The organism is Paenibacillus sp. FSL E2-0190 (assembly GCF_037992965.1).
GTDB lineage: Bacteria > Bacillota > Bacilli > Paenibacillales > Paenibacillaceae > Paenibacillus_AQ > Paenibacillus_AQ odorifer.
Window position 1 is genome coordinate 2029786 of sequence record NZ_CP150306.1, and the last position, 22087, is coordinate 2051872.

Annotated in this window: 10 protein-coding genes; 8 read left to right on the plus strand and 2 right to left on the minus strand. The window is 44.6% G+C overall.

Translation table 11 applies throughout. From position 1 onward, the window contains the following. Positions 1-182: 182 nt before the first annotated feature. Positions 183-7976 carry a pullulanase gene (locus NST25_RS08630; protein ID WP_340393794.1) on the plus strand — a complete coding sequence of 2598 codons (7794 nt, stop codon included), beginning with the start codon at positions 183-185 and terminating at the stop codon, positions 7974-7976. A 163-nt stretch (positions 7977-8139) separates the two neighbouring features. Here the strand turns inward: NST25_RS08630 and NST25_RS08635 are convergent, their stop codons facing one another. Continuing rightward, entirely contained in the window at positions 8140-9885 is a 1746-nt protein-coding gene (locus NST25_RS08635) for an alpha-glycosidase (RefSeq protein ID WP_076126468.1), read from the minus strand. A gap of 879 nt (positions 9886-10764) precedes the next feature. Here NST25_RS08635 and NST25_RS08640 point away from each other — a divergent pair. The 7 genes from NST25_RS08640 (at position 10765) to NST25_RS08670 (ending at position 20717) form a co-directional block, all read left to right on the plus strand. Then, a complete protein-coding gene (locus NST25_RS08640) occupies positions 10765-12096 on the plus strand; it encodes a maltose ABC transporter substrate-binding protein (protein ID WP_076126469.1) in 1332 nt (443 codons plus the stop codon). A gap of 107 nt (positions 12097-12203) precedes the next feature. Then, the gene (locus tag NST25_RS08645; RefSeq protein WP_036684375.1) at positions 12204-13517 is read left to right on the plus strand and encodes a sugar ABC transporter permease; all 1314 of its coding nucleotides are present in this window, start codon (positions 12204-12206) and stop codon (positions 13515-13517) included. Continuing rightward, a complete protein-coding gene (locus tag NST25_RS08650) occupies positions 13514-14356 on the plus strand; it encodes a sugar ABC transporter permease (protein ID WP_076126471.1) in 843 nt (280 codons plus the stop codon). The genes NST25_RS08645 and NST25_RS08650 overlap by 4 nt, the downstream gene beginning before the upstream one ends. A 97-nt stretch (positions 14357-14453) precedes the next feature. Next, a complete protein-coding gene (locus NST25_RS08655; protein WP_081390573.1) occupies positions 14454-16508 on the plus strand; it encodes a methyl-accepting chemotaxis protein in 2055 nt (684 codons plus the stop codon). Positions 16509-16675: 167 nt separating this feature from the next. Further along, positions 16676-17593 (plus strand): AraC family transcriptional regulator, encoded by a 918-nt coding sequence (locus tag NST25_RS08660; RefSeq protein ID WP_076279416.1) that lies wholly within the window; start codon positions 16676-16678, stop codon positions 17591-17593. Between the two features lie 118 nt (positions 17594-17711). Further along, positions 17712-19217: an alpha-glucosidase/alpha-galactosidase gene (locus NST25_RS08665; protein WP_280752681.1), complete on the plus strand. Its 1506-nt coding sequence runs from the start codon at positions 17712-17714 to the stop codon at positions 19215-19217. Positions 19218-20396: 1179 nt separating this feature from the next. Next, positions 20397-20717 carry a hypothetical protein gene (locus NST25_RS08670; RefSeq protein ID WP_340393796.1) on the plus strand — a complete coding sequence of 107 codons (321 nt, stop codon included), beginning with the start codon at positions 20397-20399 and terminating at the stop codon, positions 20715-20717. 109 nt (positions 20718-20826) lie between these two features. Here the strand turns inward: NST25_RS08670 and yhbH are convergent, their stop codons facing one another. Beyond that, on the minus strand, positions 20827-21990 hold the full coding sequence (gene yhbH, locus NST25_RS08675; protein WP_036684553.1) for a sporulation protein YhbH: 1164 nt from the start codon (positions 21988-21990) through the stop codon (positions 20827-20829). Positions 21991-22087 lie beyond the last annotated feature (97 nt).

Here is a 22087-nt window from a genome sequence, read left to right on the forward strand (position 1 = left end):
AGCTTTTACTTTGATAAAAGGATGGTGACAGCGTTGATTTGGCTTGACGAGCCCTACATATAGACCTTCTTCACCTTCAGAAGGAATATGCATGATTTATAATCTCATAAATTGGAGGGGTTTGTGAAATCATGTATCCGCTTGCAAAAAGGGAATTCATAATTATGGGAGGTTTTGCAAAAATGAAAATAACTTTATGGGGGAAGAGGGCATTTGCGATCTTTATGATCATTGCTCTCGTGTTCTCTGGTCTTGGACTACATCCTGTTAATGTTAAAGCAGCAACGACGAAGGTTGTATTGGTTGGGGATCTGCAGTCTAAATTTACATCGACAGGTGCGGAAGCGCCGGGTAAGGATTGGGATGAGACATCAGTAGTTACCCAAATGACCTATTCAGATAATGGCCTATATTCTTTTACAGGCACTCTGCCAGCAGGAGAATATAACTACAAGGTTACTCTAAATGATTTATGGGATGAGAATTATGGATTCACAAGTTACACCAATCCTCAGGGGACCAATGATGGGGAGAATATCCATATCAAGCTGGAAACAGAGACTGCCGTAACCTTTTATTATAATGACTTGACTCATAAAATAGCTGATTCCACGTATTACACACCGATTGCTTCCGCTAAACTACCAAGATTGACAGGAAACCTGCCGGCAGAAGCACTTACTACATTATCTGATCCTGATTTTGATGATGTTTACAGTACGGTGGCTACCCTTCCTAAGGGAGATTACACCTACCAAGTTTCTGTTCCAGGAGACGGTGAAGCCGGGGATCAATTGTATCCCGAAACTGCTAATAATCTGAGTCTTCCTTCCGATCTGCCGGTTACCTTTAAATTTAATCCACTGGATGGCAGTGTGACAGCTGAATATAAAATTCCTTCTGAACCTGTTGAGGTTACCCCTGTTCCGGCTGGACACATCCGTATTCACTACAATCGGACAGCTGGTGACTATGAAAATCAGGGATTATGGACATGGGATGATGTTCAATCCCCTTCCGCAAATTGGCCAACAGGGGCAACTCCATTTCCTGAAGGGCAAATCGATTCATATGGTGCTTATGTTGACGTGCCAGTGAAGGATGGGGCCAAGAAAATTTCGTTCCTTGTGGTAAACCGAGTCACTCAGGCTAAGGATGAAGGCGATAAACTCTTTGCCATTAACACGCCTGAGACGAATGAAATTTGGATCAAGCAAGGGTCAAATGATGTAACACCGTATGAACCAGTTGCACTTGCTCCTAATACAGTGCGAATTCACTATACCAGAGCTGATACAAATCATGATCAATACGGACTTTGGCTGTGGGATGACGTCGTAGCCCCATCCGAAAATTGGCCGTCTGGTGCCACTCCTTTTGTGGCAGATCAAACAGATCGTTATGGTGCATATGTTGATGTTCCACTTATTGAGAACGCGAAGAAAATCGGCTTTATTGTGATGAAACCTTCGAACGGTGATAAGGACGGTGACAATAAAACCTTTAGCCTGCTGGATCGATACAATCAGCTATGGGTTAAAGAAGGAGACAACAATGTTTATGTTTCTCCGTTTGGAGAGACACCAATTGGCTTAGTATCCGCAGAGGTGTTGTCGACGAGCAAAATCCTTCTCGGCTTCACACTGACTGACGGTTTGGATCCAGCTGCCTTAAAGACAGCAATTACAGTTAAGGATAAAGAGGGTGCTGCAGTCCCGATTACTGCGGTAACCCTTACAAGCAAAACTTCAATCGAAGTGGATACAGAAGCTTTTGATTTGGAAAAAGTTCCGCTTAGCGTTACTTATTCAGGTAAAACAGTCTCCGCCGCAAGTGGCTGGAGAATGCTTGATGAAATGTACAATTATACAGGAGACGATCTTGGAGCTACGTATAATGCTGACAAAACAGCCACATTGAAATTATGGGCACCTAAAGCAAGCGGAGTCGTTGTAAATCTTTACGATAAGAATGACTCTAACGTGCAAGTGGGTAGTGTTGCTTTAACACTCGGCGAGCAAGGGGTTTGGTCAGTCCAGCTGAAGCCAGCTGATTTGACAGGCACAGCGGCAACAGATGTAAGGGGCTTCTTTTATCAATACGAAGTAACGAATGACGGTGTAACCCATAAGGTCCTTGATCCTTATGCTAAATCAATGGCGGTATTCACTGTGGATACCACAGGTGCTGCTGGTGCCGGCGGGGATACAGTGGGCAAAGCGGCTATCGTTGATTTAAGCCAGACGAACCCTGATACCTTTGGGTATGCTGATATAAAAGGCTACGAAAAACGTGAGGACGCCATCATCTACGAAGTCCACGTGAGAGATTTTACGTCAGATGTATCGATCGAGGATAGTCTGAGTGGGGAAAGATGGGGTTCTTATAGCGCTTTTGAAAAGAAACTTGATTATATTAAATCTCTTGGTGTAACGCATGTTCAGTTGCTTCCTGTGATGGCTTGGTATTACGGGGATGAGACGAAGATGGGGACTAGAGAGCCAGAGTATTCCGCAAAAAACAATGAATACAACTGGGGGTATGATCCTCACAGCTATTTCTCTCCGGACGGGGCTTATTCACAGAATCCTGCCGATCCAGAAGAGCGGATTAAAGAATTAAAAGGTTTGATTGATGCCGTGCATGAAGCTGGAATGGGTGTCGTTCTGGACGTAGTGTATACTCACATGGCTAAAAAAGAATTTTTAAACGACATCGTACCTAATTATTATGCCTTCCAAGATGCAAACGGCAACTTTATCGGGGGGTTCGGCAACAATTTAGCCACCAACCATAAAATGGCTGAGAAGCTTATGGTTGATTCGGTAAAATACTGGTTTGAAGAGTATAAGATTGATGGAATGCGCTGGGATATGATGGGCGATGCGACAGCTGATGCTGTTCAGCATGCTTATGATGCCGCGGCAGCAGTGAATCCGAAGGCACTCTTTATTGGTGAAGGCTGGAGAACATTCGGCGGCGCTGCGGCTGATCCTTCTCTCGCTGGGCAAGGTGCAGATCAGGATTGGATGGACAAAACGGATAGTGTCGGTGTTTTCTCCGATGAATTCCGTAATGAATTGAAGTCTGGTTATGGTTCTGAAGGTCAGCCTAGATTTATTACCGGTGGAGCACGTCCGATCGCTACAATCCTGGACAATATCAAAGCTCAACCTTCGAATACACCAGCAGATGATCCGGGTGATATCGTCCCATATATCGAAGCTCATGATAATCTGACACTTCATGATGTCATAGCACAATCGATCAAGAAGGATCCGGATATTGCTGAGAATGAGCTGGAAATTCAGCAGCGGATCAGATTAGGAAATATGCTCGTATTAACTTCTCAAGGTACAGCCTTCATCCATGCCGGTCAGGAATATGGGCGGACTAAGCAGTGGAAGGGCACAACGGATCCTGAGGATAAATTCACAGAGATGTTCGACAATAACAACCAATCGTTTGGCTATTTCATTCATGATTCTTACGATTCATCGGATGCAGTTAACATGTTTGATTGGACCAAAGCAACGGATGAATCTAAATTCCCAGTACAGAACACGACAAGAAAATATACGTCGGGTCTGATGGAGCTAAGAAAATCAACGGATGCCTTCCGATTGGGCGATAAGGATTTGGTTGACTCTAACATTAACCTGATCCCTGCTCCAGAAATGAAGGATAACGATCTTGTCATCGGTTATTCCAACAAAGCAACAGATGGTACTGGCATCTATTATGTCTTCATGAATGGTGACAGCACAACTAGAAAACTGACCTTATCTGAGGATTTGACGGGTGGTCAAGTGCTTGTGGACAACGATGAAGCTGGTGTTACAGCGATACCGGCTGCGCAGCAGACAGGTTTTATTTTGACAGCAAATTCAATTACATTAGAGCCTTTGACGGCTGTGATTATTCAAAAGGAAGCTGCACCAGTTACGCTTACCTCTTTGGAAACAGATAGTGCAAGCTACACGCTGGCAGCAGGAAATACGCATCAAACCGCTGTTTTTGCGAAATATGATGACAATAGCAGAAGTAATGTTACTAAGAAGGCTACTTACCTTTCCAATAAACCTGAAGTGGCTACAGTAACTGATAAAGGTCTAGTCAAAGCGGTTGGGCTAGGAACGGCAACCCTTACTATCTCTTATGAGGGTGTTTCCACAACCGTCACCGTTAAAGTTACTGACAAACGATATGTTCAATTCACTTATACCCGTAGCGATAAGGACTATAAGGATTGGAATATCTGGGTTTGGAACACTGGAGCTAAAAATGACCAGATTGATTTCACAACCTTTAAGAATGGCACAGCGAGCGTTCTGATTGAGGTTGCGGAGAATGCAACAAGCGTTGGATTTGTCCTGCGCAAAGGTACGGATTGGAACACGGGAAAACAAGACTACCCGGACGATCGTGTCATACCGTTGACCCCTGGTGAACCGTTCACTAAAGTGTATGTAACCAGTATGGTTAAAGAGCTTGATATCAAACCAAGTATTAGCGGCCCTATTTTAAAAGATGGAACGATTACTTTCAGATACCGCGACGACGCTTTGTTCCGTAATGGAAATATGGACGCAATAACAGCTGCTAAAGTAAAAGTGAACGGCACTTCGTATCCAATGATCTATGATCCGGCTAACGAGTGGTTCACTTATACACTGGCTGATTTAAAAGAAGGTATGTATAAATATACTTTCTTGATTACTAAAGATGGCGTCACTACCGAAATTACAGATCCAAAGAATACGGTGAATGATGAATCTGTTATTGATTATCATCAACCTGTCGTTACGATTACGGCATCCGTAAGTCCAGTGGCAGTCACATCCAATCAGAATGCTGTTGTAAGCATCAACGCTTCCTCTTCGGAAGAAGTAACTTACTCTGAAGCATATATGGATTTAACCAATCTTGGAGGACCTAGCAAAGTTAAGCTGGATACGGAACTCTTGAAACAAACGGTTGCTGTGAAAGACACGGTGTCAGCGGGCATCAAGGATATTCCGATTACGCTCGTAGACCAATACGGCAATGCACATAAGGAAAAGGCTACACTTGAGGTAAAAGCAAGAACCTATACAGGGGATAAGCTGGATTTTGATTGGGATGAGGCCCGGATTTATTTCGCGCTTACAGACCGGTTTAAAGACGGTGACCCAACGAATAATGAGAATGTAAATAAAGATCATCTGGAAGCTTATCATGGTGGAGATTTCCGAGGGATGATCGACAATCTCGATTATTTGCAAGAGCTAGGAATTAACACGTTATGGATCACGCCAATCGTAGATAATATTGATTTTAACAAAGGCGTTGACTTTGGCAGCGAACAATATGGATACCATGGGTATTGGGCAAAAGATTTTACCAAGCTCGACGAGCATCTTGGCGATATGGCAACCTTCAAGGAGCTAATCGAAAAGGCGCATGACAAAGGGATCAAGATCATGGTTGACGTTGTACTCAATCATACGGGTTACGGTCTGAAAGCTGAGGATACCTATCCGACAATTACAGCTGAGGATAAAGCACGTTTCGAAGGGATGCTGCGCACGGATGGTGTATCCGCAGATACAGATCCAATTAAGGGTGAGCTTGCTTTCCTGCCAGATTTCAAGACGGAAGATCCAGCCGTTCGTGAAAAAATTATCGCTTGGCAAACAGGCTGGTTAGACAACGCACGTACGGAACGTGGAGACACGATTGATTATTTCCGTGTGGATACAGTCAAGCACGTGGACGATACGACTTGGAAAGCCTTTAAAAATGCACTGACAGCGATTGATCCAAACTTCAAAATGACCGGCGAATACTTCGGTGGAACCATTGATAACAATGGTGGAATGCTCGAAACTAGCCAGATGGATGGTCTGCTTGATTTTGGATTTAAAGATGCAGCCAGAGATTTTGCAAATGGTAAGGTAAACAGTGTGGATGCTTATCTGCAGGAACGTGAATTAAAGATCGACAATACGAAGATGATGGCTCAATTCCTGAGCAGTCACGATGAGAATGGTTTCTTGTCTGATTACGTGGGAGGCGATAAAGGCAAGCTGAAGATTGCTGCAGCTCTGCAAATTACCGCCAAAGGACAGCCGGTAATATACTACGGAGAAGAACTGGGGAATTCCGGAAGCAATGCTGGAAATATGTCTGAAGGTCAATTCAGTGAGAACCGTAAGGATATGCCTTGGGATCAATTGACGGCAGAGAAGCCACTACATGACCATTATCAAAAGCTGTTGAATATCCGTGCGAAGTACTCCAAAGTGTATTCCAAAGGTGCGCGCACGAAGCTCGCAGGTTCAGATGATTCAGGTTATTTAGCTTTCAACAAATCTTATGAAGATGAGAACGTAGTGACGGTAATCAATACTAAAACTAGTGAGAATTCTGTAACGATTCCAGTACCGTTTGCTGCCAATTCATCGGTAACCGATGAATACAGCGGTAAAACATACATGGTTTCCGAAGATCAAAAGGTAAATATTGATCTGCCAGGCATAGATGATGGAGGCACGGTTATTTTGGCGGAAGTATCGGATGTTATACCGACACCAACGCCGACACCAACACCAACGCCGACGCCGACACCGACACCAACGCCAACGCCGACGCCGACACCGACACCAACGCCAACGCCGACACCAGAAGTAACACCGTCGCCTGAGGTGACACCAACACCAACATCGACGCCGACGCCGACGCCGACACCAACGCCGACGCCGACACCAACGCCAACGCCAACGCCGACACCAGAAGTAACACCGTCGCCTGAGGTGACACCAACGCCAGAAGCCACCGCGGCACCAACCTCTGGAGTTGTTGTTAACCCTAGCCCTACACCGCCAGCGGATACTCAGGTTGTGAATGAGGATAGCTTGAAGAATGGTAAAGACGGCAAGGTGCAAATTGATGTTGTTGCCGGTAAGACAGCGGTACGCTTACCTTTACAAGCTGCACAAATACTAGGAACTAATGATCTTGTGTTTAAAATGGGAGATCTGTTAGTTACTATCCCTAGCCAGCTTTTAAGTACAATGCCAAGTTTAGCTTCAGGTATTGATGGGGTAGGTGCCCAAATCTTGCTTGAACTGAACCCACTGGCGCAGTCTGCTGCGAAAGCCATAGTAGACGGTATAAACAAAGATAGTGCTCATATTAGCTCTCTTTCCGATGTATTTGAATTCAGACTTAGCGTGCTGATGAAAGACGGTACTCGGATTGTAATTAAGCAGTTCGATGAGCCGATTACGATCTCATTCAAGATTAAAGGGCAATTCAACAAAGACTTAATCGGAATCTATTATTTAAGTGATAATGGCGGGTTAGAGTACGTGGGAGGACAGCTGAATGGAGATGTGATCACGGCACAAGTCACACACTTCAGTAAGTATGCTGTGCTTGAAATCGATAAGTCGTTCAAAGATGTTCCTGCAACCTATTGGGCATTTAAGGCGATTCAATCACTTGCCGCCAAACAAATTGTGTCAGGGGTCACTACCTCTGAGTTTGATCCAAAAAGTAATGTTAGCCGTGCGGAATTTACAGCACTACTAGTACGTGCACTTGGCTTAAAAGCGGCGGAAGGGCAGGTCCTGTTTACTGACATCAGGTCAGATGCATGGTATGCCTCATATGTAGCCACAGCTACTAAGCTGGGTATTGTTAGTGGACGGAGTAATAATAGTTTTGCGCCGAATGCATCAATTACCCGTGAGGAAATGGCTGTTATGGCGATCCGCGCACTTGAAGTGAAGTCTGGTAAGAAGCTTGAACCTGTAGCAGTCTCTACGGCATTTACTGACGCTTCAAGTATTAGCAAGTGGGCGGAAGCCTATGTGAAGACTGCAGCAGACTTAGGACTCCTGCAAGGCCGAGAGAACAAACGATTCGCTCCAAAAGCATGGATGACCCGCGCAGAAAGCGCACAGGTTATTTATATGCTGCTGAGCAAGTAGGCTAAACTAAGGTGTGCTGAATTCTGGCACCCCTTAGTTTGAGCAGCGGTTAGCATTTTAGTATGCTCCAAAAGAAAACAGGGTATCCCGAAGCGATTATCGCTTGCGAGATACCCTGTTTTGTTATGCTGTATGGCTGGGCAGTGGGAAGAAAAGAAATCTTTTAGATGATTGCCTTTAGGATAGCGAATCCATAGGCTGGCATTTTCACGATCAGCTTGCTGCGTTCTGTGCGCATTGTTTCGCCTGTAAACAAGTTCTCCCAATCCCGCTCGTCTACGTCAATACGGAAGGTCTGTGCGGTCTCTTCACTGTTGATTAGTACCACAATCGTCTGCAGATCCAGCCGGCGCTCATAGGCTAGCTTGCTGCCTTGTTGTCCTGCCTCAAGGAAGGTAAATGTACCTGTGCGGAGAGCAGGGTGGTCATTGCGTATTTTAATAAGCTGACGATAGAACTCGAAGAGCTCTCGATCCTGCTTTTCAGGGTTCCACTCCATGCATTTGCGGCAACCAGGGTCACCTTCACCGTCCATGCCGATCTCGTCACCGTAATAGATGCAGGGAGTGCCCATAAAGGTGAATTGGAACAGTGCCGCTAATCGCATCTTGTTTTTGTCTCCAGCAGCCAGCGTAAGCAGTCGTGGAGTATCGTGGCTATCCAGCAGATTAAAAGCAACTTCACTAGCCTGCAGCGGGTAGCGTGATAACTGTTTACCAATGGAATTGGCGAATCCTTCAGCATCAAGAGTGCCATGCACAAAGAAGTCAAGGACGGCGTCAGTGAAAGGATAGTTCATAACGGCATCAAATTTATCGCCTTCCAGCCAAGGTGCAGATTCATGCCAGATTTCCCCCAATATGTAGGCCTCAGGATTAGCACGTTTAACCACCTTGCGGAATTCCCGCCAGAAATCATGATCCACTTCATTGGCAACGTCCAGACGCCAGCCATCGATCCCGACTTCTTTGATCCAGTATTCTGCGACTTTCAGTAAGTATTGTTTAACTTCAGGGTGTTCTGTGTTTAGCTTTGGCATTAGCGGTTCAAAAGCAAAGGTGTCATAAGTAGGGACACCGTTTTCAATCTGAAGCGGAAACTTGCGAATATGGAACCAATCTTTAAAGGCGGAAGCCTCTCCTTTTTCTTGAACATCTACAAAAGGAGCAAAGGTTTTGCCAGAATGATTGAATACGGCATCTAGCAGGACACGAATCCCACGTTTATGGCAGCTATCGACGAGCTTTTTTAAAGTCTCAATATCTCCAAAATGCGGATCGACTTTCATATAGTCTTCTGTATCGTATTTATGATTAGTAGTTGCATCAAAGATAGGTGTGAAATAAATAGCAGTGATCCCAAGCTCGTTAAGATGATCTAAATGATCAATAACCCCTTGCAGGTCGCCGCCAAAAAAATTGGTTGGTGTTGGTTCGGAGCCCCATGGCTGAACATTTTCCGGATCAAGGCTCGGGTCACCATTTGCAAAGCGTTCTGGGAAGATCTGATAAAAAACAGCGTCCTTTACCCAGGCAGGCGGAGCAAATACATCAACGCGGTTAATGAAGGGGAATTCGAACAGCTTGTTTGGGTTTTCCGGCCGCACCGTTTGAAAGTCACTTTCGGTCATCCAAATTCGTTCGTTATCTTTTTGAAGTAAGAAGCCGTATTTCAAGCGGCGGTAGAGAGGTACTGAAGCACATTCCCAATAGTCAAACATAGCATCGGAGGTGAAGAGGGTCATGGGAATTAGCTCTTTTGTGGTATCCCAAGCATATTTATCTCCAGCAAAGGCGAACACTTCGGTTAAATCCCCTTTTTTAGCGCGTAGACGCAGGTGAATCGTACTTTCATTATAGGCATAAGACCAATTTAACCGCGGACGATGATACACTGCTTCCAGTAACATGATAAATCCTCCTAAAGTTTTGTTAGCGTTACTTCCTCGGATACTTCGGCAAAACCACATCGAAAGCATAGGCTAAGTTTTGTTAGCGTTACTTCCTCGGATACTTCGGCAAAACCACATCGAAAGCATAGGCTAAGTTTTGTTAGCGCTACTTTCTCGAAAGCATAAACTATTCCCGGACGATACTCCACAGAGCGCGTGGAATGTAGAATGTCGCTATTGTTATTGGTTGCACAGTTTTTTATGCAACATGCACTAAATCAGTAGCAGAGTAGCACATAACAAAGAGGCACAACCACCGCGAAGTAGCTTGCCCGAGGTTGTACCTTTGATAAGTAACATTGCCTTTTAATTATATAGAACAGGAGGCAGACAAGGGATGTTGTGCTTCATGCTGGACAGCCTCTTAACGTTTTGGATTATAGCATGGAATAAAAGGGCTTTCAATACTCTTGTTCAAACCATTGCACTAAATTTCACTAAAGTAAACGAGCATTGTGAAGGGCAATTTATGAGAAATCTCTTGAAATAGAGAAAATGTGGCATATTAGGGGCAAATAAAATAGATATTCCAATAATAAACACATGAATTATCGACTAATTAAAAGATATCATGTGAAAAATGGAGATATATGCCTATAATGTATATCAAATAATGGAAAATGACCCAATACAGTATATGCAAACGTTTTTAAAAACAATCGTTACTGTTGTATGATGTACTCATGAATGAAGCGCTTTCTTACCTGTGAAATGCAGATACAGAAGGAGCAAGCTAAAAGAAGAACTTTTTTTTTAGCCTTTCTGAAATCGTTTGCGCAGATTGCAGCACTACTATTTTCCATCTTACGTTTTTAAAAATTGGGAGGGGTTAAAGTAATGAAATTGAAAAAAATGATGGTTATCACCGCAGCTTTCTCAATGGCTCTGTCCGTTACAGCATGCGGTTCCAACAACAACAGTACGAATAACGGGGGCAACAACGCAGCAAAAGCTACTAATAATGCTACTACAGAGACTGCAGCGCCAGAGAGCACAGATGCAGCAGCAACAGATGAAATTGTACCTGAAGATGGCGCAACTCTAGTGGTATGGGAAAGTAAAGAAGAAAGACCTTTTGCAGATGAGATTGCTAAACAGTTCACAGCAAAATATAACGTTCCAGTCAAGGTTGAAGAATTGGCACCACCAGATCAAGTAACTAAACTTACTCAAGATGGTCCTTCAGGATTAGCGGCAGACGTTATTCTTATCCCTCACGATAACTTAGGTAAAGCGGCAAGCGCGAGCTTGGTTCTTCCTAACGATGTCTTCGGTGAAGAAACAAAAGCTAACAATACTGAAGCTTCGATTATCGGATCTTCGTACGAAGGCGAATTGTATGGTTACCCAAGAGCAGCAGAAACTTATGCATTGTTCTACAATAAATCGCTTGTTAAAGAAGCACCTAAATCATTTGATGATGTTCTTGCATTCAGCAAAACATTCACGGATAAATCGAAAAATAGATATGGGATTATGTGGGAAGTAGGAAACTTGTACTTCAACTACATGTTTATCGCTTCCGATGGCGGATACCTCTTCGGTAAGGATGGTACGGATAAAGATGATATCGGTCTTGCTAACGATGGTGCAATTGCAGGACTTAAAGAATTTGTGAAACTGAAGGAAGCATTGCCAATTAAGAGTGGTGATATCAACAGTGATATCAAACGCAGCTTGTTCAACTCTGGTGATGTAGCTATGGATATCACAGGTCCATGGGAGCTTGGAGGATACAAAGAAGCTCTTGGTGACAACCTTGGTATTGCTCCAATCCCTACAGTGAATGGCAAAACAGCAATTACATTCTCTGGTATTAAAATTTTCGCAGTTAACTCGTTTACTCAATATCCGAATGCTGCTAAATTGTATGCGAATTTTGCTTCAAGCAAAGACGCTCAGCTGTTACTGAACAAAACGATTGGTTCGGTTCCTACAAACAACGAGGCGCTTCTTGATCCACAGATCTCTAGCGATCCATATGTCTCTGTTTTTGCAGAACAAGCTAAGAACTCCCAACCGATGCCTTCTATTCCTGAAATGGGTAACGTATGGAGCCCAGTGAATGCTGCCCTTCCAGAAATTTGGGATAAAAATGGGGATCCAAAAGCAGCAATGGACAAAGCTGTACAACAAATCAAAGATTTGAATAACAGTGCATCCCAATAAGGATCATAATTCACTGTCTTAACAGCATACAGTGAATCAAGCTGCCCGCCGCATGTTTAGCGGCTGGCAGCTTCTTATTTTCACTCGGAGAGGAGAACGGAAGCGAAATGCAACGACATCGCACGAGGGCCGCAATACTGTCGACGATTTTTATGGGATTGGGACAAATATATAACCGCCAATTCGTTAAAGGAATATTATATTTAGCCGTAGAAGCTGTAGCCGTTTTTTATTTTATTGAGAACCTTGCCAACTCTTTATGGGGCATCGTAACACTAGGAGAGAATCCGAGTCGTCTGGTTAAAGTGAAGGGGATCGCCAAGATGGTTACCGGTGATCACTCGATTTATATCATGATCCAAAGCTTGATCACCATCCTTATTCTTATTCTATTGATTATCGCCTGGTATTTGAATATCAGAGATGCTTACAAGATTGGAGAAAAGCGTGATAACGGTCTTCAGGCAAACACTTTTAAACAAAGTGTTCGTTATATCCTGGATTACAAGTTTGCTCAAGCGTTTCTAGTCTTGCCGGGCATTGGTGTTCTATTCTTTACGATTATGCCAATTATCTTCATGATCCTGTTGGCCTTTACGAACTATTCCGCACCTGATCATCTTCCACCCGCCAAATTGGTGGACTGGGTTGGATTTCAGACCTTTCGTAATTTATTGGTCCTTAAGACATGGAGCCACACTTTTTATGGTGTATTAACATGGACAATTATATGGGCAGTTCTTTCAACCATTACTACATACTTCGGAGGACTGTTGGTCGCTTTGCTGGTGAGTCAGAAGGGCATTCGCTTCAAAGGAATGTGGAGAGTAATTCTGATTGTGCCTTACGCGGTGCCACAGTTAATCTCGCTTCTGCTCATGCGCAACTTATTTAACGGTCAATTCGGGCCTATCAATCAATACATGGGGTATTTTGGATTGGATGGTTTACCGTGGCTGACTGACCCATTCTGGGCTAAGGTTACCGTAATTATCGTTAATATGTGGGTAGGTATTCCTGTTTCTATGCTGCTTATCATGGGCGTTCTGACTACTATCCCACGGGATATGTATGAAGCTGCTGAGGTGGATGGAGCATCGGGTTATCAGAAGTTCCGTATCGTAACGTTGCCGATGGTATTGTTCTCTACAGCACCGACCTTGATTACGCAGTTTGCAGGTAACATCAACAACTTTAACGCGATCTTCCTATTAACTGGTGGTAGTCCCGTAAATGGTGACTATCAATATGCCGGTTCTACGGACTTGCTAGTAACCTGGTTATACAAATTAACGCTAGATCAGAATAAAAACAACATGGCTTCGGCAATAGGGATTATTATCTTTATCATTGTCGCTTCATTCTCCCTGTACAATTACCGCCGGACGAAGTCATTTAAAGAGGAGGATATGATCCAATGAGCAGAAAAGTCGCGAACTTTATTCGCTTAGCAGGTAGTTATATTATCTTGATTGCTTTGTCGATAGCTGCACTCTATCCTGCCCTTTGGATTCTTTTAGCTTCTTTCCGACCTGGTAAATCATTGTACAGCAAAACGTTTATTCCCGAGCAATTCACTTTATCACATTACAGAGAATTGTTCACATCACCCAGCTATATGTTTGGGACTTGGTATGCCAATACCTTGAAAATAGCTGTGTTCTCGATGCTTATCGGGGTAGTTCTTACTTTGTTAACCAGTTATGCCGTATCCAGATTCCGGTTTAAAGCGCGTAAAACAGCGTTATCCACCGTATTGATTCTTGGTATGTTCCCTGGTTTTATGAGTATGATCGCTATTTATATGCTGCTTAAAGAGTTTAATTTGCTGGATACACATATTGCGTTAATTATCGTTTATGCGGCCGGGGCGCCGCTGGGAGGGACCTTTATCGCCAAAGGTTTCCTCGATACGATTCCTCGTTCCTTGGATGAGGCCGCTCGTATTGACGGGGCGAGCAATTTCGGAATATTTATGCGAATCATCTTACCTTTGTCACGTCCTATGATCACATATATGGCGCTGACTCAGTTTGTTGGACCATGGGTGGACTTCATTTTTGCGAGACTCATTCTGCGGACTAAGGAGAACTGGACAGTGGCAGTGGGGATGTGGGATATGGTTAACACCAATCAAAACACTAACTTTACCTTGTTCTCTGCGGGTGCGGTTTTGATCTCCATTCCAATTATGATTTTGTTTGTATTCTTGCAACGTCTGCTAGTAGATGGCTTGACAGCAGGAGCTAGTAAGGGGTAAACCCATTCGCTCGCTTCATGCTAATAAATGATCAGGGTACAGCCTTTATACAGAAATGGAGGGCTGTACCCTTATTTCGTCATGGGGAGTGAACTTAATGAAAAAGTCCTGGACTCTATATTTTAAATCTGTTGGAGTTAAACTGTTCGTTATTTTATTTAGTTCTATAGTTCTCTTATCCTCCGTGCTAGGATTGACTTCCTATTTTGCCGCTAAAAATATCATTACGAATGAGGTTGCTGCAGCCTCCACACAATCTGTAGTTCAGGCAGCGGACAAGCTGGATTTTGTGCTGGCAGAGTATGAGGCACTATCAAGGCAGTTTGCACTCGACTCTGTGTTAAAGGGTGATTTAGAAAAAATAAATAGTGGCGAGCTTACAACTGTGGCCAAAGCCGGTGCTGAAGATCGGATTCGCAGAAAGCTGGACTTGGTAAAAGGCTCTGATGAGCGGATGTATGGCGTCAGGCTGGTATCCAAGAGCTTGGTAGACTCAGAATCTTATAAGTCTGCTGGCATAAGTGGGATTCGTAGTGATGAAGGCATTTCCGCAAGATTAGAGCAAATTGCCGCAGCTAAAGGAGAGCCAGTCTGGTTTCCCGTTCGTGAGAAAGGCTTTTTTGATGCTTATACTGAGCCATCCTTAACTATGGGGAGATTGCTACGTAATCTTTTACATCCCGAAGCGGAGTATTACATGCTAATCGAAGTGAAAGGGAAGGCCATGACTGAAATGCTGTCTAACCTTCAGATTGGGATGACCGGTGAAATTCGTATCTTGAGTGCGGATGGCAGCATTGTGTATGGTGCGGATCATGCCAAGCTGGGTCAACCCTCTTACATAAAAGTTTCAGAAGAACAAGGGAAAGAGCAAAATCATTCATTTACAGCGGAGGATGAGAACGGAAGTTCTCAGCTTGTTGTATACCAGCCCCTGGCGACTGCCAAGTGGATGCTTATGGGGTATGCTCCTGTCAGTGATTTTACTAAGTCTGCGGACAAGCTTTTATATATCACATTTTCTGTGGTGCTGGCGGCAGCCTTAATAGCACTACTAATTGGTTATATTCTTGTTCGATTGGTAGGGCGCCCGCTGGGTAAGCTGGCAATCTTGATGGAGGAAGGAGAGCGTGGGAACCTACAGGTACGAACCAATTTCAAGGGCAAAGATGAGATTGGCCGCTTGGGTCAAAGCTTCAACAAAATGATGGAGCAGATCTCCTTACTTGCAAGGCAGAGCGGGAATTCGGCAGATGAGGTCCTCCTTACTTCGGAACAATTAGTACAAGCATCAAGTACAATCTCCCTCCATGCCAGAGAGGTTGCGACCGCTACCGGTGAGATTGCAGCGGGGTCAGCCAGCCTCGCTGTTGAAGCCGAACGCAGTTATCACAATGTTGAGATTATCGGCAACAAAATGAGTGAAGTGACGGAAATAAATACAGTGATGGACCATTCAGCAGAACGGGTCATTGAGGTTAGCAATCAAGGTACAGAGCTGATGAAGCTGCTGGTAGAGCAGAGTGAGTCTACGGTAGAGGTGATCAATCGAATTCAAGATAATTCTACTAAGCTCAGAGAAAGCACTCATTTAATTCGCAGTATACTCAGCCCTATGATTGCTGTGAATAAGCAGACCAATATTTTGGCACTAAATGCTACCATAGAAGCAGTTAGAGCAGGTGCGGCAGGTAGAGGGTTCATAGTGATTGCTGATGAAATCAGGCAGCTCGCTAACCAGTCGAATGAATCGATTCAATCGGTCTCCAAGATCACGGAAGAGATTGGTCTACATATCGAGAACACCGTTAAGGATATCAATGAAGCCGCTCCTAAGTTCCGTGAACAAATCTCTTCTGTAAGAGAGTCGTCAACGATATTCGCGAGTGTCAAAGAGGAAATGGAACATTTCATGAAACATATTAGTGAATCTTCTGCTTCTGTCCTCGAACTGATTGAGTTCCAGCGTCAACTCGGTGAATCCATGGCCAGCGTAAGCTCCATCGTCCAGCAAACCACTGCTTCGACGGAGGAGGTAGCTTCTATGTCATCTCAGCAATTCACGGTTAGTGAGGAATTGGTTGCCCTATCGGAAAAGCTGGAGGGCTTGGCAGCCGATCTTAAGCACTCTTTGGTTTCTTTTCAAGTATGACAATATTATTCTAATAGAGACGGGCAATTTTCCAATATAATGGAGAGTTGCTCGTTTTTGTTGATTTGATTGCTATCGGACGTTATCTTGTCTTCGAAGTGGCTAAAGAGATACACTTGTATTAAGTAATAAATGAAGAAAGTAGTGATCCATTGACGAACTTAAATCTGAGCCCCAGCGGGAGTCTTTTTCAGCAGGTTTTAATCGAGGGAGATTATAGTCCTCATTTTTTTGCTTACTATTATAAACAGTGGAATAACTACAATATGTCTTACCATCAGCATAATTCAACGGAAATCATGTATTTGATCTCAGGAAGTTGTATCGTAGATGTCCGTCCAAGCTCAGGAGGAGAAGAGAGAGTTCGGCTGAAGCGGGGAGAATTGATCATTTTAGACGCGAATGTTCCGCATAGGCTGATTGTTGAAGAGGGGGCACCTTGTCGGATGCTAAATGTGGAATTTGGGTTCATGGAATATAGAGGGGTTGCACCCTCTGTCGGCAAGCTAGCCCGTGAAGAAACGGCGCTCGCAGAAATGCTGCAGCTTCCTTTTTCCAGTTTAGTAATGCCTGATCCGGAGGAAATCTATCATGTTCTAAAGGGACTTGTGTTAGAGCTTGATCAGAGCGGCGGAAAGGGTGGAAGTATGGTTGATTTATTATTTTGTGAGCTTCTGTTGCGGTTATCCAGACTTCGGCAAGAGCAGCTTCATACCAGCCAACAGCCCTCGCAGCTTTATGTGCGGCGGAGCATTGAATTCCTGCATCAGAACTATGACCAGAACATTCAGGTTAAGGACATCGCTGCCGCAGTTAATCTGCATCCCGGATATTTGCATCGAATTTTTAAGAGCCATACGGGTCGGACGCTCAGCGATTACTTGAATATGCTGCGAATGGAGAAAGCGAAGATGCTGCTTGGGCAGAGCGACATCCCGATTGCTGAAATTGCAGATTACGTAGGAATTAGCAGCAGGCAATATTTTCACCTTCTTTTTAAAAAATACGCCGATTGCACACCTGTAGAATTCCGCAATTCCATTGAGCGTCACGCCTGGAGTTATGAAGAGCATGATTTTCAGTAGATAGGTTAGGATTTTTGACACCTTCTTTCAAAAGAGGTCATGATATTGGTTACGCTTTCCTAAGGTCCCTTGCTACAATGGACAGGAACAACCAATTCATTACCGGAGGATGATAACCATGTCATTTAAAGTGTCTTTTATAGGGGCAGGCAGCATTGGATTTACCCGTGGATTGTTGCGGGACTTACTAACTGTACCGGAATTTAAAAATATCGAAGTCTCATTTATGGATATTAACAGCCACAATCTGGAGATGGTCACGGAGCTATGCCAGCGTGATATTAAGGAGAATGGTTTAAATATACAAATTCAGGCGACAACGGATCGCAGAGAAGCACTGAAGGATGCCAAGTACGTATTTTGTACTATTCGGATGGGTGGGCTTGAAGCCTTTGCTACGGATGTGGACATTCCCTTAAAATACGGAGTTGATCAGTGTGTGGGAGATACTCTGTGTGCGGGTGGCATCATGTACGGGCAACGCGGAATTGCGGAGATGCTGAATATTTGCCGTGATATTAGGGAGATGGCAGCACCGGATGTGCTTTTGCTTAACTATTCGAATCCGATGGCTATGCTGACCTGGGCCTGCAATAAATATGGTGGTGTTCGGACCATCGGTCTATGTCATGGTGTACAGCATGGGCACCAACAAATTGCGGATGTGTATGGTCTTAAGAAATCCGAAGTTGATATTATCTGTGCGGGCATCAATCACCAGACCTGGTATATTTCAGCAAGTCATGAGGGGAAGGATCTGACCGAAGGTCTTTTAGAGGCTTTTGAGAAACATCCGGAATTCAGCCGTACGGAAAAAGTGCGCATCGATATGCTTCGTCGCTTTGGATACTATAGTACAGAATCCAATGGACACTTAAGTGAGTACGTGCCATGGTATCGTAAACGCAGTGATGAAATTATGGATTGGATCGATCTGGGGAGCTGGATTAACGGAGAAACAGGCGGTTATCTGCGTGTCTGCACGGAAGGTCGGAATTGGTTCGAGACCGATTTTCCAAACTGGATGAAAGACCCGGCATTGGAGTATACGAAGGAGAATCGCGGGGAAGAGCACGGCTCTTATATTATAGAAGGATTGGAAACGGGACGAGTGTACCGGGGGCACTTTAATACAGTGAACAATGGCGTAATCTCTAATTTACCAGAGGACGCCATTATCGAAGCACCGGGATATGTAGACCGGAACGGGATCTCCATGCCATTGGTAGGTGAATTGCCGCTTGGGCCTGCCGCCGTATGTAACGTGAGCATTTCAGTGCAACGTCTGGCGGTTGAAGCAGCTGTACACGGCGATGATAAGCTGTTACGTCAGGCATTTATGATGGATCCACTCGTTGGTGCTGTATGTAATCCAAAAGAAATCTGGCAGATGGTCGATGAGATGCTCGTCGCAGGGGAACAGTGGCTGCCTCAATACAGCGAAGCTATTGCTAAAGCCAAGGAACGTTTGGCTTCAGGAGAGCTTATCCCAACGAACGCTAACAACGAGGGCGCTGCTCGCCTGAAGGTGAAGTCGGTGGATGAGATGATGCAGGACCGGGAAGCAGCGAACAAAAATGCTGGTGAGTCTGATAAAGGCAAGGATAGAGAGAAGGTTCAATAAGGTGTTGCATTGAAAGCTTTTTAACTATAAATAACCTCCAGATTCCATAGTTTGGGACTGGAGGTTTTTTTAGGATGGAAGTCTAAGAGGGGGAAAAACAAAACAGCAGTCATAGCTTACGAAAACAAGCTGACATGGGTGGGGAGTACAAGTTTATCGGTACCGATCCAAATTGTGAAATTAGGTTTATAGTAGGAGTTATTATGTAACTGAAAAAAGAAAGTTAGTTTAATTTCACTGGCTTATTTTTTTATCTATACCGTAGCGCCAAGCGCTACAGTAATCCCAAAGTTGCCCTACATACTATTCTGACGCATCCCCTGATCTTACGGACCCAGATGACCCTATTCGTCCATCCCTCGATCTTACGGACCCAGATGACGCTATTCGTCTATTCCACGATACTTGCGGACCCAGATGACGCTATTTGCCCATCCCCCGATACTTGCGGACCCTGATGACGCTATTTAGCAATTTATCACCTTTGGAGCGTATTATCGGACTCCAGTGCAGCTATTGCTCAGAATGAGGATCGTTTTTGGTGTTTTTCATGCCTATAGCGGCTATGGGGTCCGATAGCAAGCCAAATATACGCTAAAGCTACTTATAAGGTCATCTGTGTCCGAAAGCGCCGATCCCCCAGTTGCCCTACATACTATTCTGACGCATCCCCGATACTTACGGACCCAGATGATGCTATTCGCCCATCCCTCGATCTTACGGACCCAGATGACCCTATTTGCAAATTTATCGCCATTGGAGCATATTATCGGACTCCAGTGCAGCTATTGCTCAGAATGAGGCTCGTTTTTGGTGTTTTTCATGCCTATAGCGGCTATGGGGTCCGATAGCAAGTCAAATATGCGATAAAGCTACGTATAAGGTCATCTGTGTCCGAAAGCGCCGAACCCCCAGTAATCCCAAAGTTGCCCTAGATACTATTCTGACGCATCCCCTGATCTTCCGGTCCCAGATGACCCTATTCGCCCATCCCCCGATACTTACGGACCCAGATGACCCTATTTAGCAATTTATCGCCTTTGGAGCATATTATCGGATTCCAGTGCAGCTATTGCTAAGAATGAGGCTCGTTTTTGGTGTTTTTCGTGCTAATAGTAGCTATGGAGTCCGATAGGAAGCCAAATATGATATGCGATAAAGCTACGTATAAGGTCATCTGTGTCCGAAAGCGCCGATCTCCCAGAATCCCCAGTTGCCCTACATACTATACTGAACGCATCCCCTGTTCTTACGGACCCAGATGACGCTACTCGTCCATCCCTCGATCTTGCGGACCCAGATGACGCACTTAGTCCATCCCCTGATCTTACGGACCCAGATAACGCTATTCGTCCATCCCTCGATCTTACGGACCCAGATGACGATATTCGCCCATCCCCTGATCTTACGGACCCAGATGACGCTATTCGCCCATCCCTCGATCTTACGGACCCAGATGACGCTATTTGCCCCTCCCCTGATACTTGCGAACTTAGATGACGCAATTTACGAAGTTTGTTGTTTTGGTCAAGAAGGTGAGACGCCAAAAACGCGGATGTTCCATCAGCCATTTTTGGCTTTTGGGACATCCGCGTTTTGGAGTGGGGGATTAAGAATTAACCGTACCTTTTGGACTAAAGAAGGTCTTCAGCGCCTGATACACTTCTTTTTTGTCTTTAATGACGTAATGCATGAATTGTTCATGTTTCAGATGGCGATAAGCTGACATCAAGGTACTGCTACGATTGTATTGGTTCACCTCACCGTAGCCGAACATATTGCTTCGTTTCAGCAGTTCTCCGATCAGCTTCACGCAACGTTCGTTGTCGGAGGTGAGATTATCACCATCGGAGAAGTGAAATGGATAAATGTTGTACTGCGCAGGCGGGTAGCGGCTATCGATAATTTCAATCGCTCGCTGATATGCTGAGGAACAAATCGTTCCCCCGCTTTCGCCACGGGTGAAGAAATCATGCTCACTGACTTCCTTAGCCTCCGTATGGTGGGCGAGAAAAACAATCTCTACCTTCTCATACTGGCGGCGCAGAAAACGGGTCATCCAGAAGAAGAAGCTGCGGGCGCAGTATTTTTCAAATGAACCCATCGAACCTGACGTATCCATCATCGCAATAATGACCGCATTGGAATGAGGTGTTCTAATATCATCCCATGTTTTGTAGCGCAGATCATCTGGGCTGATACTGTGAATGCCGGGATTTCCGCTGCTTGCATTGCGTCGGAGATTTTCCAGCAGCGTACGTTTCTTATCGATGTTGGACATCATCCCTTTTTTACGAATATCGTTAAAAATAATGGATTTGACCTCGATCTCTTCCTTATTCTTAGGCTTCAGATGAGGCAATTCCATATCCTGAAACAGAATGTCCTCCAGATCTTCCAGATTGACCTCTGCTTCCACGGTATCTTGACCGGGCTGATCGCCTGCTTTTTCTCCTTTACCGGGCTGTGCCGATTGTGAATCGCGCCCAAGGACATCACCGACCTGACTTTCCCCGTCCCCCTGTCCTACATGCTTCTGTTTACGGAAGTTATAAATAATCCGGTATTCATCCAGACTGCGAATCGGAACCTTCACAATCTGCTTACCGCCTGACAAAATAATATTTTCTTCGGTAACGAGGTCAGGCAAATTATCCTTGATGGCTTCTCTGACCTTTTGCTGATGGCGTTCCTGATCCTGATGACCTTTACGATGAAGGGACCAGTCTTCTTTTGAGACTACGAAGGAAAAGGGACCGGATGATTGCGACAGGATGACCACCTCCCATGGAATATGAATGTTAATTGAGGGAATTTTTTGCAAAGTATATATTTGGATCCCCCGCAAAGTACCTGAGTACGCATAGAAA